This is a genomic window from Amycolatopsis sp. VS8301801F10 (genome assembly GCF_046195355.1).
Taxonomy (GTDB): domain Bacteria; phylum Actinomycetota; class Actinomycetes; order Mycobacteriales; family Pseudonocardiaceae; genus Amycolatopsis.
This window is the reverse complement of sequence record NZ_CP176065.1, coordinates 7,966,864-7,982,199: the sequence shown is the minus strand read 5'-3', so window position 1 is coordinate 7,982,199 and position 15,336 is coordinate 7,966,864. Positions and strand designations below refer to the sequence as shown.

General features: G+C 71.1%; 12 protein-coding genes. 4 read left to right on the top strand and 8 right to left on the bottom strand.

All coding sequences use genetic code 11. The features are described 5' to 3' along the window. Window positions 1–142 precede the first annotated feature (142 nt). Window positions 143–1,060 carry a LysR substrate-binding domain-containing protein gene (locus F9C11_RS36560; RefSeq protein ID WP_409181912.1) on the bottom strand — a complete coding sequence of 306 codons (918 nt, stop codon included), beginning with the start codon at window positions 1,058–1,060 and terminating at the stop codon, window positions 143–145. 93 nt (window positions 1,061–1,153) lie between these two features. On the opposite strand from F9C11_RS36560, the gene F9C11_RS36555 reads away from it, so the two are divergent. Then, the gene (locus F9C11_RS36555; protein WP_409181911.1) at window positions 1,154–2,212 is read left to right on the top strand and encodes an MBL fold metallo-hydrolase; all 1,059 of its coding nucleotides are present in this window, start codon (window positions 1,154–1,156) and stop codon (window positions 2,210–2,212) included. A 2-nt stretch (window positions 2,213–2,214) separates the two neighbouring features. Then, the gene (locus F9C11_RS36550; RefSeq protein WP_409181910.1) at window positions 2,215–3,534 is read left to right on the top strand and encodes an MFS transporter; all 1,320 of its coding nucleotides are present in this window, start codon (window positions 2,215–2,217) and stop codon (window positions 3,532–3,534) included. 39 nt (window positions 3,535–3,573) lie between these two features. On the opposite strand, the gene F9C11_RS36545 is transcribed toward F9C11_RS36550, so the two are convergent. The 3 genes from F9C11_RS36545 to F9C11_RS36535 form a co-directional block, all read right to left on the bottom strand. Continuing rightward, window positions 3,574–5,187, bottom strand: coding sequence for a PHP domain-containing protein (locus F9C11_RS36545; protein ID WP_409181909.1), 1,614 nt, complete (start codon window positions 5,185–5,187; stop codon window positions 3,574–3,576). Between the two features lie 141 nt (window positions 5,188–5,328). Further along, the gene (locus F9C11_RS36540) at window positions 5,329–7,437 is read right to left on the bottom strand and encodes a 3-hydroxyacyl-CoA dehydrogenase NAD-binding domain-containing protein (protein WP_409181908.1); all 2,109 of its coding nucleotides are present in this window, start codon (window positions 7,435–7,437) and stop codon (window positions 5,329–5,331) included. Then, window positions 7,437–8,645 (bottom strand): thiolase family protein, encoded by a 1,209-nt coding sequence (locus F9C11_RS36535; RefSeq protein ID WP_409187051.1) that lies wholly within the window; start codon window positions 8,643–8,645, stop codon window positions 7,437–7,439. Before F9C11_RS36535 ends, F9C11_RS36540 begins: the two co-directional genes overlap by 1 nt. A 206-nt stretch (window positions 8,646–8,851) precedes the next feature. Here F9C11_RS36535 and F9C11_RS36530 point away from each other — a divergent pair, with 206 nt between their 5' ends. Then, window positions 8,852–9,913, top strand: a complete 1,062-nt coding sequence (locus F9C11_RS36530; RefSeq protein WP_409181907.1) for a tetratricopeptide repeat protein — start codon at window positions 8,852–8,854, stop codon at window positions 9,911–9,913. A gap of 69 nt (window positions 9,914–9,982) precedes the next feature. On the opposite strand, the gene F9C11_RS36525 is transcribed toward F9C11_RS36530, so the two are convergent. Together F9C11_RS36525 and F9C11_RS36520 are read right to left on the bottom strand one after the other, a co-directional pair. Beyond that, the gene (locus tag F9C11_RS36525; protein ID WP_409181906.1) at window positions 9,983–10,942 is read right to left on the bottom strand and encodes a 3-hydroxyacyl-CoA dehydrogenase NAD-binding domain-containing protein; all 960 of its coding nucleotides are present in this window, start codon (window positions 10,940–10,942) and stop codon (window positions 9,983–9,985) included. Beyond that, window positions 10,939–12,051, bottom strand: a complete 1,113-nt coding sequence (locus F9C11_RS36520; protein ID WP_409181905.1) for an NAD/NADP octopine/nopaline dehydrogenase family protein — start codon at window positions 12,049–12,051, stop codon at window positions 10,939–10,941. The genes F9C11_RS36525 and F9C11_RS36520 overlap by 4 nt, the downstream gene beginning before the upstream one ends. A 194-nt stretch (window positions 12,052–12,245) precedes the next feature. Here F9C11_RS36520 and F9C11_RS36515 point away from each other — a divergent pair, with 194 nt between their 5' ends. Further along, window positions 12,246–13,010, top strand: a complete 765-nt coding sequence (locus F9C11_RS36515; RefSeq protein WP_409181904.1) for an IclR family transcriptional regulator — start codon at window positions 12,246–12,248, stop codon at window positions 13,008–13,010. Between the two features lie 60 nt (window positions 13,011–13,070). Here the strand turns inward: F9C11_RS36515 and F9C11_RS36510 are convergent, their stop codons facing one another. Both F9C11_RS36510 and F9C11_RS36505 read right to left on the bottom strand, forming a co-directional pair. Further along, complete coding sequence (locus F9C11_RS36510) at window positions 13,071–14,351, bottom strand: HRDC domain-containing protein (RefSeq protein WP_409181903.1); 1,281 nt, start codon at window positions 14,349–14,351, stop codon at window positions 13,071–13,073. 71 nt (window positions 14,352–14,422) lie between these two features. Beyond that, a complete protein-coding gene (locus F9C11_RS36505) occupies window positions 14,423–15,139 on the bottom strand; it encodes a response regulator transcription factor (protein ID WP_033291604.1) in 717 nt (238 codons plus the stop codon). Window positions 15,140–15,336: the final 197 nt, after the last annotated feature.

The window sequence follows — 15,336 nt, the reverse complement described above, 5'->3', positions numbered from 1 at the left end:
CGCTGTCTTCGGTCCGGACCGAGTGGGCGAGCCGGACGAGGACCACTGCCTGTCCCGGCCGGGTCCTGCTGGCCCCTCGGCGGGTCGTCGACCGCTGACCGCCCGCCGGGTCAGTCCTCAATGGACGGACCGCCGGGAGTCCTCATTGGACCGGACGGCCCGCCTCCCCGAACTCGCGGACGCAAAACTCCGTGAGCGCCTTCAGCGCGGCCGTGGTCCGGCCGCCCCGGACGCGGGCGAGCACCACGGCGTTCTCCGGCAGGTCGTCCGCGATCCGCCGGTAGATCAGCGGCAGCCCGTCGTAAGTCCGGTCGCCGTGTGGTCGGCCCATCAGCACCGAATAGCCCAGCCCGCGCGCGACCATGGCCCGGATGGTCTCGACGTTGGCCATGCTCCAGCCGACGACCGGTTCGACGCCCGCGTGCCGCATCAGGTTTTCGACCAGATCGCGGGCGGGGCGCAGGGAAGTCAGGATGGCCGGTTCGTCGCTGAGTTCCGCGAGGGCGATCTCGTCGCGGTCGGCGAGGCGGTGGTTCGCGGGCAGGATCAAGCGCAGCCGGACCGGGGCGAGGCGTACGTGGTCCAGTCCGGGGCGCAGATGGGCGGAATACAGCAGGCACGCGTCGATGTCGCCATCGGCGAGTTGCTCTTGCAGTTCGTCGGACGGGCCTTCCTCGATCTCCAGCCGCAGCGCGGGATGTTCGCGCGTGAAGTGCGCGATGATGCCGGGCAGCATCCACGGCGACAGCGTGGGGAAGCAGCCGATCCGCAGCGTGCCGACCAGTTCTCCGCGCATGACGTGCGCGGTGTCGCGCAGCCGTTCGGTCTCGGCGAGGATCGTGCGCGCCTGGTCCGCGGCGAGCCGTCCGGCGCGGGTGAGAGTTACCCCGGTGGCGCGCCTGCGCAAGGTCAGCTGGACGGCGAGGCTGGATTCGAGGTCGGTCAGCGCTTGCGAGACGGCGCCGGGCGAGACGTGCAGGGCCCGCGCCGCGTCGCTGATCGATCCCTTTTCCGCCACGGCGACGAAGTACTGGAGCTGCCGGAGGGTGAGTTCCTTCATCACTTCTTCTTAAAAAGATCCGTATCTTTTATGGCTTTTCGCCGGGTTCCGAGCCTCCCATACTGAGCCGAAGTTCTCGACGCGGAGGTCTGAATGCAGCCAGCAACCCCAGGGACAGCCCAGCCGTACGTCGTCACGCTCGGCACCGCGGGCGGGCCGCGGTGGTGGGGCTCCGGCCCCGGCCGCCGCCGGTCCGGCATCGCGACCGCGGTCGTGGTGGGCGAAGCGGCGTACTTGGTCGACTGCGGGCAAGGCGCCGGGGAACAGCTGAGCCGGGCCGGCATCCCGCTCTCGTCGCTGCGCGGCATCTTCCTGACCCACCTGCACTCGGACCACACGGTCGAACTGGCCGCGCTGACCGTGTTCGGGTTCATGGCCATGCGGAATCCGCGTCAGCGGCCCGTTTCGATCCTCGGGCCGGGCAACCGGGGCGCCTTGCCGCCGGTGTCTCCGGTGGCGGAGACCGCGCCCGGCCCGGCGTTCCCGGACAATCCCACGCCGGGCACGTCCGAGCTGGTCACGACGCTGCTGCGGGCCTTCGGCACGGACCTGACCGACCGCATGCTCGACTCGCTGCGGCCGTCCCCGCTCAGCCTTTTCACCGCCAGCGACATCACCGTCCCCGAGCACCTCGGCTACCACCCGAACGACAACCCGTGCCCGGCAGCGGAGCCGTTCGAGATCTACCAGGACGAACTGGTGCGGGTCACCGCGACGCTGGTGCAGCACCCGCCGGTCGCGCCCGCGTTCGCGTTCCGGTTCGACACCGGCGCGGGGTCGGTCACGATCTCCGGCGACACGACGTACTGCCCGAACCTGGTGCGGCTGGCCGAGGACACCGATCTGCTGCTGCACGAAGCGATCGACTTCGACTGGGTCGAGCGAAGCTATCTCGACGAGGACCCGCGCATCGCGCTGGCGGCGAAGCAGCACCACCACAAGTCGCACAGTTCGCCCCGGCAAGCCGGGCAGGTGGCCGCCGAAGCGGGCGCGCGAGCCTTGGCGCTGCACCACCTCGTCCCCGGCGACGCCGACCCGTCGGTCTGGCGCGCCGCGCGGGACACCTACGCGGGGCCTGTTTTGGTGCCGGACGACCTGCAGGAGATCAGTTTCGCGCGCGTCCGTCGCCCGCAGCCCGTCGGCGAGGCGTGATCATGACGACCCCTCAGGAAACGACCGCGGGCAGCGTCCCCGCCGACCAGCTCGGCAGCCGTCACTTGCGACGGGTCCTGTTGTCCAGTTTTCTGGGCAGCGCCATCGAGTTCTACGATTTCGTGCTCTACGCGACCGCCGCCGCGATCGTCTTCGGGCACGTGTTCTTCACCGGGCTGGGACCGGGGCTCGCGGCGTTCGCGTCGTTCGGCACGCTCGCCGCGGGTTACGTGGCCCGCCCGCTCGGCGGAATCGTCTTCGGGCACTTTGGGGACCGGATCGGCCGCAAACGCGTCCTCGTGGTGTCGATGCTGACGATGGGCCTCGCCACCACGATGATCGGCCTGCTCCCGTCGAGCGCGCGGATCGGCGCGGCGGCCCCGGCGGCGCTGATCGTGCTGCGGGTGCTGCAGGGGTTCGCCGTCGGCGGCGAGTGGGGCGGGGCGATGACCATCGCGCTCGAACACGCGCCCGGCGCCAAACGCGGGTTCGCGGCGAGCTTCGCCAACCTCGGCGGCCCGGCGGGCGCGGTGCTGGCCAGCGGCGCGGTCACGCTCGCCAGCCTGCTGCCGGACCGGAGTTTCCTCAGCTGGGGATGGCGGATCCCGTTCCTGCTCAGCATCGTGCTGGTCGGGATCGGGCTGTGGGTGCGGTCCTCGGTCGAGGAAAGCCCGTTCTTCCGGCGGGTCCAGGCCGAGGCCGAGAAGCGGCGGATGCCGCTGGCGGAGGTGTTCGCCGGATACTCCCGCCAGGTCGTCCTCGGCCTGTTCGCGGGGCTGGCCATGTTCGCCATGATGGGCATCGCCACGATGTGGGCGGTCAACTTCGCGGTGGACCACGGAGCCAGCCGCACCGGCGTGCTCAACGCCAAGACCTGGGCCGCGGTCGTCATGTTCGCCGCGACCGTGGCCAGCGCCCGGCTGTCGGACCGGGTCGGCCGCAAACCGGTGATGATCGCCGGGGTCGTCGCCATGATGGCGTTCGCCTTCCCGATGCTGCGGCTGGTCGGCAGCGGTTCGGCGCTCGCCTACGCCATCGCGGTGGCGGTCGGGCAGGGACTCCAGGGAGTCGTCTTGGGCCCGTACGCGGCTTTCCTCGCCGAACTGTTCCCGACGCGCGTGCGGTTCACCGGGGCTTCCCTGTGCTACCAAGGGGCTTCGACGCTGTGGGCGGGCTTCACCCCGGCGATCGCGACCAGCCTCGTGCTGGCCGAGGGCGGCGGGACGACGTTGCTGGGCGCGGTGTGGATCGGTGCGCTGGCGCTGTGCCTCGTGGCGGTGCTGTGCAGTCGCGAGGGGCGGACGCGAGAGCTGCCCTCGTGAGTGGCAATCCCGGTTCTAACCGGGATTGCCACTCACGACTCAGCGGACGTCCACGAACGTCGGATTCCCGTACAGCCAAAGGTCTTCGTACGGATCAGCCTGTCCGATCACGTCCATCGCGGGCTCGATCCCGCCCGCGACGTGCCGCTTCCCGTCCGTCCCGCGCACCCGCACGTAGAACGGCTCCCGCACATTGCGGAACGTGTGCTTGAACGTCACCCGCCGTCCCGCATAGCCGCGCGAAGGCGTGAACGACTCCACCACTCGCGTACCCGGCGCGGTCATCGTGTCGCGATCCGCCGCCGGGCCGGTGACCGGGCCCGAGATCAGGTCCAGCCGGCCCAGCCGCGGCACCGAACCCGACCCGTTCGGCCGGTACGCGGTCACCGCCGAAACGACGACCGTCACGGTGGAGCCGCGGCGCACACGCAGGCGTCCGCCGAACGTCGCGCAGTCGCCGCCGCCGGTGACGCCGACTTCCAGCTGCTGCACCAAACCGCCGTGGGACAGCCAAATCCGGCCCGCGCGCAGACCTTCCAGCACGCCCTCGAAGCCCGGCCGCCGTACCCCGACCACGGTGCGGCTGAACTCGCCGGGGTAGAAATCCGCGTACGGCGCGGACAATTGCGGGACCCCGCTGTCGACCGGGTCCGGGTACTTGCCGGTCTGCTCGTACCAGCCGTCCGGCACCGACGGGCGCACGAGCCGGTCGCCGCGGTTGTAGTGCGAATCGGAGTTCGTGGTGATCCACCACGGTTTTCCTTCGGCCAGCAGGGAATCCCAGAGCCCGCCGACCTTCGCGGCGGTCCAGTCCCACCCGCCGAACGTGCGGTACGCCTCGGCCGGGAAACCGGGCCACGAGTTCCCGCCGGGGCTGTTGCCGTAGCCGCCCCGCGCACCGCCATTGCCTTGCGGCTGGGGGAATCCGTCGGCCTGCGCACCCGGCGCGCCTTCCATGCCGATCACGATTCCGGGCGCGGTGTCGCGGTAGTCGCGCAGTTCGTGCGGCGAGACCCGGCCGTTGCGCAGCGGGTGGTTGATCAGCACGACCGGCGCGTGGATCCGGCGCTTGCGTTCCTGTTCGGCGAGCCACCGCAAGCCCTTGAGCGCCAAAGCTTCGTGCTCTGGGCTGGAGGATTCGGAACCGGTCAGCCGCCAGTCGAAACTCCGCTCGAACTCGCGCAGCACGCTCGCCTGGTCACGCCCGGCCTGGAAGAACAGCGTGGCGTGCTCCGCGCCCGGCACGTTCCACTCCATGCCTTGCCACAGCAGCAGATCCGGATGCCTCCGCTGCGCGGCCAGCACGTCGCGGCTGGTCGGTTCCACCGACGACTTCTCGTGCGTCGCGTGCCCGTGATCAGTGAAGACGATCCACTTCGCGCCGTGCTCGCGCGCGCCGGCCGCGATCCGGTCGATCGGGTACATCGCGTCGTACGAGTACTGGCTGTGCGTGTGGTGATCGCCGACGACCCACTGGTAGCGGCGGCCGAACAGCCAGTCGAGATCGATCCCGAGGTCGAGCCCCAGATCGAGGCCCGCGCCGTCGGCCTGGCCCGGGGCCAGCACCGGGGCCCCGGCCGCGACGGCCCCGGCCAGCCCCGCGCGCTTGAGGAATCCGCGACGGCCGACGCCGCCCGGGTTCGTGCTGTTCATCCTGCTCCTGACCTGCTCGAAAGATTCGGCAGGACGCTATGGGGCAGCGGTGAACGGCTGGTGCCCGGAAGGTCACGAAGTGCTCGGTGTGTCCCGGTTCACGGCGGAGCCGTCCCGCACAGGACGGCTCCGCCGGAGGCGTTACGCCGGAACCGAAGCGACTCCCTGGGAGAGGAATCGCTTGCCGTTGACCCGTTCCGACACGCCCGACCGGTCGAGGTACGGCGTGATGCCGCCCAGCCAGAACGGCCAGCCCGCGCCGAGGATCAGGCACAGGTCGATGTCCTGGGCCTCCGCGACCACGCCCTCGTCGAGCATGATCCGGACCTCCTCGGCGATCGCGTTCAGCGCGCGGTCGCGGACCTGCTCGGCCGTGGAGGGGTTGTCGCCCTGCTTCCACAGCTCGGCGACCTCCGGGTCGACCGACGGCTTGCCGGTCTCGTCCCAGGTCCAGACGCCCTTCTTGCCCGCCTTCACGAACTTTTCCAGGTTCTCGCTCACGGTGAAGCGGTCCGGGAACGAGCCGTGCAGCGTCTCGCCGACGTGCAGCGCGATGGCCGGGCCGACGAGCTGCATCAGGTTCAGCGGCGACATCGGCAGGCCGAGCGGCTCCAGCGCGGAGTCGGCCACGTCGAACGGCGTGCCCTCGTCCACCGCCACCAGCACCTCGCCGAGGAAGCGCAGCAGCAGCCGGTTCACGACGAACGCCGTCGCGTCCTTCACCAGCACGCTCGACTTCTTCAGCTGCTTGCCGACCGAGAACGCGGTCGCCAGCGTCGCGTCGTCGGTCTTCTCGCCGCGCACGATCTCCAGCAGCGGCAGCACGGCCACCGGGTTGAAGAAGTGGAAGCCGACCACGCGCTCCGGGTGCTGCAGCTTCGAGGCCATCGCGGTGATCGACAGCGAGGACGTGTTCGTGGCCAGGATCGCCTCGGGGGAGACGTGCTGCTCCAGCTCGGCGAACACCTGCTGCTTCACGCCCAGCTCTTCGAAAACGGCCTCGATCACGAAGTCCGCGTCGGCGAACGCGGCCTTGTCGAGCGAGCCGGTGACCAACGCCTTGAGCCGGTTCGCGCCGTCCGGCGACACGCGCTTCTTGGCCAGCAGCTTGTCGATCTCCTCGTGGACGTAGCCCACGCCCTTGTCGATCCGCGCCTGGTCGACGTCGGTGAGCACCACCGGCACCTTGAGGCGGCGCACGAACAGCAGCGCCAGCTGGCTGGCCATCAGGCCCGCGCCGACGATGCCGACCTTGTTCACCTTGCGCGCCAACGACTTGTCCGGCGCGCCGGCCGGCCGCTTGGCCCGCTTGTTGACCAGGTTGAACGAGTACAGCCCGGCGCGCAGCACGTCCGACATCAGCAGCTCGGCGAGCCCGTCGGTCTCCGCCGCGTAACCGCGGTCGAGGTCGTTCTCCCGCGCCAGCTCGAGCAGCTCGACGGCCTTGGTCGCGCCCGGCGACGCGCCGTGCGTGCGTCCGTCCACAATGGACTTCGCACGCGCGATGGCCGCGTCCCACTCCGCGCCGCGGTCGATTTCCCGGCGGGCCGGGGTGATTTCGCCGTTGACCACCTTCGCCAGCCACAGCAGCGACTGCTCCAGGTAGTCCGCGGAACCGAAGACCTCGTCGACGATGCCGAGTTCGGCGGCCTTGCGCACGTTCAGCATCTTGTTCTGCGCCAGCGCGTTCTCGATGATCACGGTGACCGCGGCGTCCGGGCCGATCAGGTTCGGCAGCAGCTGCGTGCCGCCCCAGCCCGGGAACAGGCCGAGGAACACCTCGGGGAACGCGATCGCCGCGGTGTTCTCCGACAGCGTCCGGTAGTGGCAGGACAGCGCGAGTTCGAGCCCGCCGCCCATCACCGCGCCGTTGACGAACCCGAACGTGGGGATCTTCGACTCGGTGAGCCGGCGGAACACGTCGTGCCCGGTCTGCGCGATCTCCCGCGCCAGCTTCGGGTCCGACACCGCCTCGACGCCGGAAAGGTCCGCGCCGACCGCGAAAATGAACGGCTTGCCGGTGACCGCGATCGCGGCGGGCTCGGCGGCGAACGCCTCGTCCAGCGCGGTGTTCAGCGCCACGAGACCCTGCGGGCCGAAGGTGTTCGGCCGGGTGTGGTCGTGGCCGTTGTCCAGCGTGATCAGTGCGACCGGCTTGTCCAGCCCGGGAACCTTGACCAGGTTGGTGACCGCGTTGGTCACGACCTCGTCCGGGAACGCGGCCTTCGCCTCTTCAGCGGTGAAAGTCATTACTTCGCCCCCTCGGAACCCTCGGCGCCGGTGTAGGCCGGGTTCTCCCAGATCACGGTGCCGCCCATGCCGATGCCGATGCACATCGTGGTGAGGCCGTAGCGCACGTCGGGGCGCTCGGCGAACTGGCGCGCCAGCTGCGTCATCAGCCGCACGCCGGACGAGGCCAGCGGGTGGCCGCAGGCGATCGCGCCGCCCCACTGGTTGACCCGCGGGTCGTCGTCGGCGATGCCGAAGTGGTCGAGGAACGCGAGCACCTGCACCGCGAACGCCTCGTTGATCTCGAACAGGCCGATGTCGTCGATGGACAGGCCGGTGCGCTTGAACAGCTTCTCGGTGGCCGGCACCGGACCGATGCCCATCACCTCCGGTTCGACGCCGGCGAAGGAGTAGCCGACCAGCCGCATGCCGATCGGCAGTCCCAGCTCGCGCGCGGTGTCCTCGTCGGCGAGGATCGCCGCGGTCGCGCCGTCGTTGAGACCGGCCGCGTTGCCCGCGGTGATCCGGCCGTGCGGGCGGAACGGCGTCTTCAGCTTCGCCAGCTGCTCGACGGTCGTGCCCGGCCGCGGCGGCTCGTCCTCGGTCGCGAGACCCCAGCCGAGTTCCTTGCTGCGGGTCGCCACCGGAACCAGCTCCGGCCCGATCTTGCCAGTCTTCACCGCCTCGGCGTACTTTTCCTGGCTGCGCGCGGCGAACGCGTCCGTGCGCTCCTTGGTGATCTCCGGGAACCGGTCGTGCAGGTTCTCCGCGGTCTGGCCCATCACGAGCGCGGTCGGGTCGACCAGCTTGTCCGCGATGATCCGCGGGTTCGGGTCGACGCCCTCGCCCATCGGGTGGCGGCCCATGTGCTCGACGCCGCCGGCGATGGCGATGTCGTACGCGCCGAAGCCGATGCCGCTCGCGGTGGTGGTCACCGCGGTCATCGCGCCCGCGCACATCCGGTCGATCGCGAAGCCCGGCACGGACTTCGGCAGCCCGGCGAGCAGCGCGGCGGTGCGGCCGATGGTCAGGCCCTGGTCGCCGGTCTGGGTCGTCGCGGCGATCGCGACCTCGTCCACGCGCTCGGGCGGCAGCTCCGGATGCCGCCGCAGCAGCTCGCGGATGGCGTTGACGACGAGGTCGTCCGCCCGGGTCCCGGCGTACATGCCCTTGTCGCCCGCCTTGCCGAAGGGCGTCCGTACCCCTTCGACGAAGACGACATTGCGCACCCCTCGCGCGGTGGGCGCGAGCGGCGGCGTTGCTGGTGCGGCCACGAATGCTCCTGGAAGTCGAGAGTGTTCCTGTCCGCACCCTAGCCCTTGTTACCCGTGGGTAACCAGGGGAGTGGCCCGGTCGAGTGGGGGACGGCACACTCCCGGGGTCTTGTGGCTTGCGGCACACTGGCCGGAACGCACCGACCGGACGGGGGACGGCGATGGCGCTATTCCGGGCGAACCCGGCGAACGAACTGGCGCGGCTGCGCAAGAAACTGGCGAAAGCCGCGGACCCGGATTCCCCGGAGAGCCTCGCGATGCGCCACCGGATCGGCCTGCTGCTGGTGGAAACCGGCGACTGGCCCGCGGCCGAGGAGCACTACACGGAACTGGCCGACGCCCAGGTGCGGGTCGAGGGCGAACAGCATCCCGGCACGCTCGGCGCGTGGCTGAACCTGGCGACGGCGAAGGCCGCGCTGGGCCGGATCGAGGACGCGGTGCGCCTCATGGAGTCCACAGTGGACATCTACGAGGCGGTCCGTCCCGACGACCCGGCCACCATGCGGGCACAGCTGATGCTGTCGGAGATGTACTCGCTGTCCGGGGAGTACGACGAGGCGCTGGAAGTGCTCAGCAGGCACCTGGACGCATGCGTGGACAAGTTCGGGGAGTACCACGAGCTGACCATCGCGGGCGCGGTCCGGAAGGTGAACGTGCTGCGGACCCTGGGCCGCTACGACGAGGCGGCCGGCCTGAACTCCGGCCTGTCCCGCAGACCGCGAGACGACTACGAACGCGACCGGGCCGCCGCGGTCGGCCTGCTGATCCGGGCGGAACGCGGCGAGGCGGAGGCGGTCCAGTACAAGGCGAGGGAACTCGCCGAGCAGTACCGCACGCCGGAGTTCGTGGAGGTGCTCGCCGCCGTGCTGCTGCGAGCCGGGCAACCCGCGGAAGCGGCGGAGCTGTACCGCGCCGTGCTGTCCGCGCAACCGGCCGCGCAGCAGTGGGGCCCGGCCGGGGAGCTGGCCCGCGCCTGCCTGGAAAGCGGCCAGCTCGACGCGGCGGAAACCCTGTCCCGGGAACTCGTGTCGGCCGCCGGTCTGCCGGACGGGCATCCGCTGAAACTCGGCTTCCGGGCGACCTTGGCGCGAGTGGCCCGGGAACGCGGACGGGACGAGGAAGCGGACCGGGAGCTGGAGGCGGTCGCGGCGGGGCTGACCGAGGCGTTCGGACCGAAGCATCCGGACGTTCTCGAAGTCGCCGGGTGGCTGAAGAAGGACTGAACGCCCGGCTCAAGCGGTCTCGCAGGCGCTTCCGCGCGGGCCCGGATCCGGTCCGGGCCCGCGCGACGGTCACTTCTCCGGACGCTCCGGAACCGGCGTCCCGTCCCGCAAATGCGGTTCCCGCAGCCGGAAAATCTCTTCGAACTCCCGCATCCGCGCCGCCCGGTACTCCGGGACCCCGTCCGGATCGAAGCGGTAGAACCCGGCCCCGTCCTGGAGGCCCCGCCGCTGCCCGGTCATGTTCTCCTCGACGATCGCGGGCGCCTGGAACCGTTCGCCGAGTTCGCCGGTCAGGTAGCGCGAGGCGTAGTACAGGATGTCGCCGCCGCCCCAGTCGATGAATTCCAGCGGGCCCAGCACCGAAAACCGCGGCCCGAGCCCGGCGCGGACCGCGAGGTCGATCTCCGCCGCGCCGGCCACGCCTTCCTCGACCATCCGCGCGGCCTCGTTCATCAGCAGCGCCTGCAGCCGCGGCACGATGTACCCGGCGGCGGGTCCGCACACCACCGGCACCTTGCCGATTTCGCGCAGCAGCGCCACGAGCCGGTCGACCGCGGCCGGATCGGTGTCGTCGCTCCGGCTGACCTCGACCAGCGGCATCAGTTCGGCCGGGTTGAGCCAATGCGCGTTGACCACCCGCTCCGGCCGGTCGGCGAGTTCGGCGATCTGCGTGACCAGGAAGGTCGACGTCGTCGAGGCCAGCACCGCCGACTCCGGCACCTGCGAGCCGAGCCAGCCGAACACCTCGCGCTTGATGTCCATGACCTCCGGCACGGCCTCGAACACCACGGTCGCGTCGGCGAGTTCCTTCGCCGAACGGTCGCCCAGCGTCAGGCTTTCCAGCGCGTCCGCGTGCCCGGACATCGCGCGCAGCCGGTCGGCGAGCCGCTTGCGGACCTCGTCGCGCCGGAGCTGGCGTTCTTCCTCGGTGCGGTCCTTGACGTCCGCGAGCAGCACCGGATGCCCGGCCGCGAGGAAGGCCAGCGCGATGCCCTCGCCCATCCGTCCGGCGCCGACGATGGCGATCACGACTGGACTCCGTCCCGCAGCAGCGCGGTCAACCCGGCCCGATCGAGATCCGCGAGGCCGAGGTTCTCGAAGGTCCGGCCCTCGGCGTAGAAATCGCGTCCGGTGATGGCGGAACCCAAGGCCAGCAAGCCTTCCGCGACCGGCGTCGGCACCCCGGCGAACCGGCCCGCGGACACCAGCAGCGACAACCCGAGCCGGGTGTCCTCGACCATGTAGCGGTGCGTGTGGAGGTCGATCTTCTCGCGCCAGTCGCCGCTGTCGGTCAGCCGCTCATGCGCCGCGCGGCCGTACATCCATTCCTCGCCGTCAGCGGCGTAGTGGTCGGCCAGCGGGAAATGCGGAGCGCCGTAGCCGAACGCTTCGCGCAGCGCGACCCGTTCGGCGTCCAGAGCGTCGGTGACGCTGCGGATCGACGGCTGCGTGCCCTCGTTGTGGATGTCCCAGGCGGCGAAATGCTCCAGCGGACCGGCGTTCATCGTGATCAGCGGCGGATGGATGACCGGGCCCGCGTTCATCAGCGCACCGCTGAGCCCGTCGCCCGCGTCCTCGACGCTCGGGTACGCCTCGCGCAGCGTCCGGAACGCGCTTTCCGCCAGCCGCAGCGGGAAAACCCCGGTCGGCAGCCGGGTCGCGTACCCGCTGATCACCACTTCCGCGTCGCCGTGCCGACGCGCGAGGTACGGCAGCGTCCCGGCCTCGGCGAACGCGATCTCCGGACTTCCGCCCGCCGCGGCGACGGCCTTGGCGAACACCAGCGAACCGAACGTGCCCGGCGGCAGGAACACGACCTGGCCCTCGGTCAGCAGCGGGGCGAGCTGGGGAGCCAGGTCGTCGTGGGTGGTCGACGGGAGCGGGATCACGAGCAGAGCCGCGCCGCGCACCGCCTCGGCGAGGTCCGGCACCGGGTTGATCTGCCCGGCCCCTTCGCCCACCGGCACCGATCGGGAACCTCGGTAGTCCCGGACGCCCACCGCTCCGGTCGCGCGCACCGCTTCCAGCGCCTCGGCGTTCCGCCGCCACCAGCGCACTTCGTGGCCGTTTTCGGCGAGTTCCGCCACCGTGGCCCAGGAACCGTGTCCGCCCCCGAGAACCGCGATCTTCACTGTCATGTGCTCCTGTCTGGTTCTTGTCTTCAGTCGCGCCGACCGCACTTTCTCACGGGTCGGCCAGGTCGTTCTCAGCCCACAGCCACGTAGCGGGGAAATCCGAAAAGTCGTGTTCCGAAGCAGGCACGTTCGCTTGGCCGACCCACGCCCGCAGTGTCGCTTGCGCCGCGGCCCGGCCTCAATCAGACTTCCGCCACATGGAAGCCAGACCCACCGCGGCGGCGCGGCTGCTGTCGGTGCTGGACTGCTTCAGCGCCCAGACCCCGGTGTTGTCCCTGACCGAAATCGCCCAGTCCGCGAGCTTGCCGTTGAGCACGGCGCACCGGCTGGTCGGCGAGCTGGCCGAATGGGGAGCGCTCACGCGCGACGAACACGGCGGCTACCACCTCGGGCTGAAACTGTGGGAGCTGGGCTCGCTGTCGCTGGCCCGGGCGTCGATGCGCGAAATCGCCTTGCCGTACCTGGGCGATCTCTTCGACGCGACCGGCGAAAACGTGCACCTGGCGGTACTCGACGGAACCGACGTCGTGTTCCTCGCCCGGCTCGCTGGGCACCGCTCGGTCGAAATCCTGACCACGACCGGCAGCCGCCTCCCCGCGACCACCACCGCCACCGGCCGCGTGCTGCTCGCGCACGCCGCCGCCGACGTCCGCGAATCCGCGCTGACCAGCCCGATCGCGGCGGAAACCCGGCACACCACGACCGATCCGGAGACCCTGCGCGCCGAACTCGCCGACATCGCCCGCACCGGCTACTGCGTCGCCGACCGCCAGCTCGCCGACGACGCGGTCGCCGTCGCCGCCCCGATCCGCGACGCGTCGGCCCGGGTCACCGCCGCGGTCGCGGTCGTGGGCCGCCGGGAGACGACCTCGGTGGCCCATCTGGTGCCCGCGGTGGTCACCACGGCGACCGGCGTGGCGCGGTCGCTCGGATACCGCCGACCGGCTCGCCGCCGGGCGTGAGCGGGCAGTCCTGCCGGGAGGTCTCAACCTCAGCGTGAGGTCTAAACCACCGTTCGCGGGTCAGGAAGCCGTGCTGTGCAACGCCTTGCCGAGCGCCGCGGCGGTCAGCTCGATCTGCCACGGCCGCGCCCCGCCCGCCCGCAGCACGTCCGCGACCGAGTCCTCCGAGAGGTCGGCCGGCGGTCGCCAGCAGGTGCGCCGGACCAGGTCCGGCAGCAGCAGGTTCTCCACCGGCAGCTTGCGGTCCTCCGCGATCGCGGCCAAGGCGGCCCGCGCGGCGGCGAGCCGGGCGGCGGCGTCGGGGTCCTTGTCGGCCCAGCGGTTCACCGGCGGCGGACCGTCGGACGGCTGGCTCGGGCTCGGCAGCTCGCTCGCCGGCAGCGCTTTGGCCGCCTGCAGGTGCCGCAGCCAGCTGGCCGTGTACTTCCGCTGCACGCGCCCGCTGAACACCGGCAGCGCCTGCAGTTCCTCGACGGTCTTCGGGTCCGCGGTCACCGCGTTGACGATCGCGCTGTCGGGCAGGATCCGGCTCGGCGCGCGGTCGCGTTTGCGGGCCAGCTCGTCGCGGGCCTGCCACATCTCGCGCACCGCGGCGAGGCCGCGCGGGCTGCGGATCTTGTGCACCCCGGACGTCCGGCGCCACGGTTCGGCGCGCGGCGCGGGTGGGGGAGCGGTGCGGACAGCCTCGAACTCCTGCCGCGCCCACTCCAGCTTGCCCTGCGCCGCCAGCTCGGCTTCGAGCTTCTCGCGCAGTTCGTTGAGCAGCTCGACGTCGAGCGCGGCGTAGTTGAGCCAGTCGACCGGCAGCGGGCGCTTCGACCAGTCCGCGGCGCTGTGCCCCTTCTCGAGCGTGTACCCGAGCAGCAGCTCCACGAGCGTGCCCAGCGCGACGCGTTCGTACCCGGCCAGCCGCCCGGCCAGTTCGGTGTCGAAGAGCGAGCGCGGGCGCAGGCCCAGTTCCGCCAGGCACGGCAGGTCCTGGGACGCGGCGTGCAGCACCCATTCGGTGTCGTTGAGGACGTCCCGCAGCGGGGCGAGGTCGTCGGCGAGCGCGATCGGGTCGATCAGCACCGTGCCGGAGCCTTCGCGGCGCAGCTGGACGAGATAGGCCTTGGGCCAGTACCGGTAGCCCGACGCCCGCTCGGTGTCGACGGCGACGGCGCCCGTGCCCGCGGCCAGCCGCGCGCACGCCTCGGCGAGCGCGGCGGGATCGGCCACGACCGGTGGGGTGCCTTCCGCCGGTTCCCGGAGCAGCACCGGCGTTCCGGAGGCCTCGGAGGCTTCCGAGTTCTCGGTGGCCTCGTCTCCGGTCCGCGCTCCGTCCGCCTGTGCAGTTCCCATGTCCGACGACCCTACGGGACGGGTGGACCGCGCCTGGTCCGCCCGCCCCGCAGGGACGTGGTTCGTCGTCGTCAGCGGATCACGCCGGCTCGCATCGCCAGCGCGACCATCTGCGCCCGGTCGCCCGTGCCGAGCTTGCGCCCGATGCGGGACAGGTGGGACTTGACGGTGAGCGCGGAGAGGGAAAGCTCCTCCCCGATCTCCTTGTTCGACTGCCCGTCCGCGACGAGCTGGAGCACCTCCACCTCGCGAGCCGACAGCTCGCGCGGGGTGTTGTCGGTGCCCGCCACTCGCGTGCCGGTCGCCAGGACCGGGGCCACGCTCGGGTCGGCGTAGACGCCGCCTTCGAGAACCCGGCGCACGCCGTCGGTGACCACCACCGGCGACGCCGACTTCAGCAGGTACGCCTGAGCTCCGGCCTGGAACGCGGAGCGCACCGCGTACGGGTCGTCGGAGGATGCCAGGACCACCACGCGCGGCCAGCCGTGGCTACGGAGTTCCGTAACCAGCTCGATGCCGCTGCCGTCCGGCAGTCCGAGATCGAGGATCGCCAGGTCGCACGGGCCGGTGGCCTGTGCTCGCGCCCTCGCCTCGGCCACCGTGGCGGCTTCGTGGACAGTGCCCGCACCCATTTGTGCGAGTCGTGCTGCGATTGCCTCCCTCAACAGCGGGTGGTCATCGACCACCAACACGGAAAAAAGCTCTTCCCGCGGGTGCGGAACCATGCTCGCCGGCAAGGCGCCGGCTGGCGTGGATCGGACGGCCTGAGATAAGCCGACGGTAGCCACGTCACTACCTCCCTGGAGTCGGTCGTGCCCCCCGACCGGCACCGGGACCTTCGGCCGTTCAGCCGCGCCAGCTTTAGACCGAAAGTGGTGTCGTCCCAGGCACTGTAGCCGTCCGGACGCCGTTGCGGGGGGATCGAATGGGTATCTATCCGAAACAGTTCGTCACGCAGTGAGGTCGTTGTAACACGATCGGACTA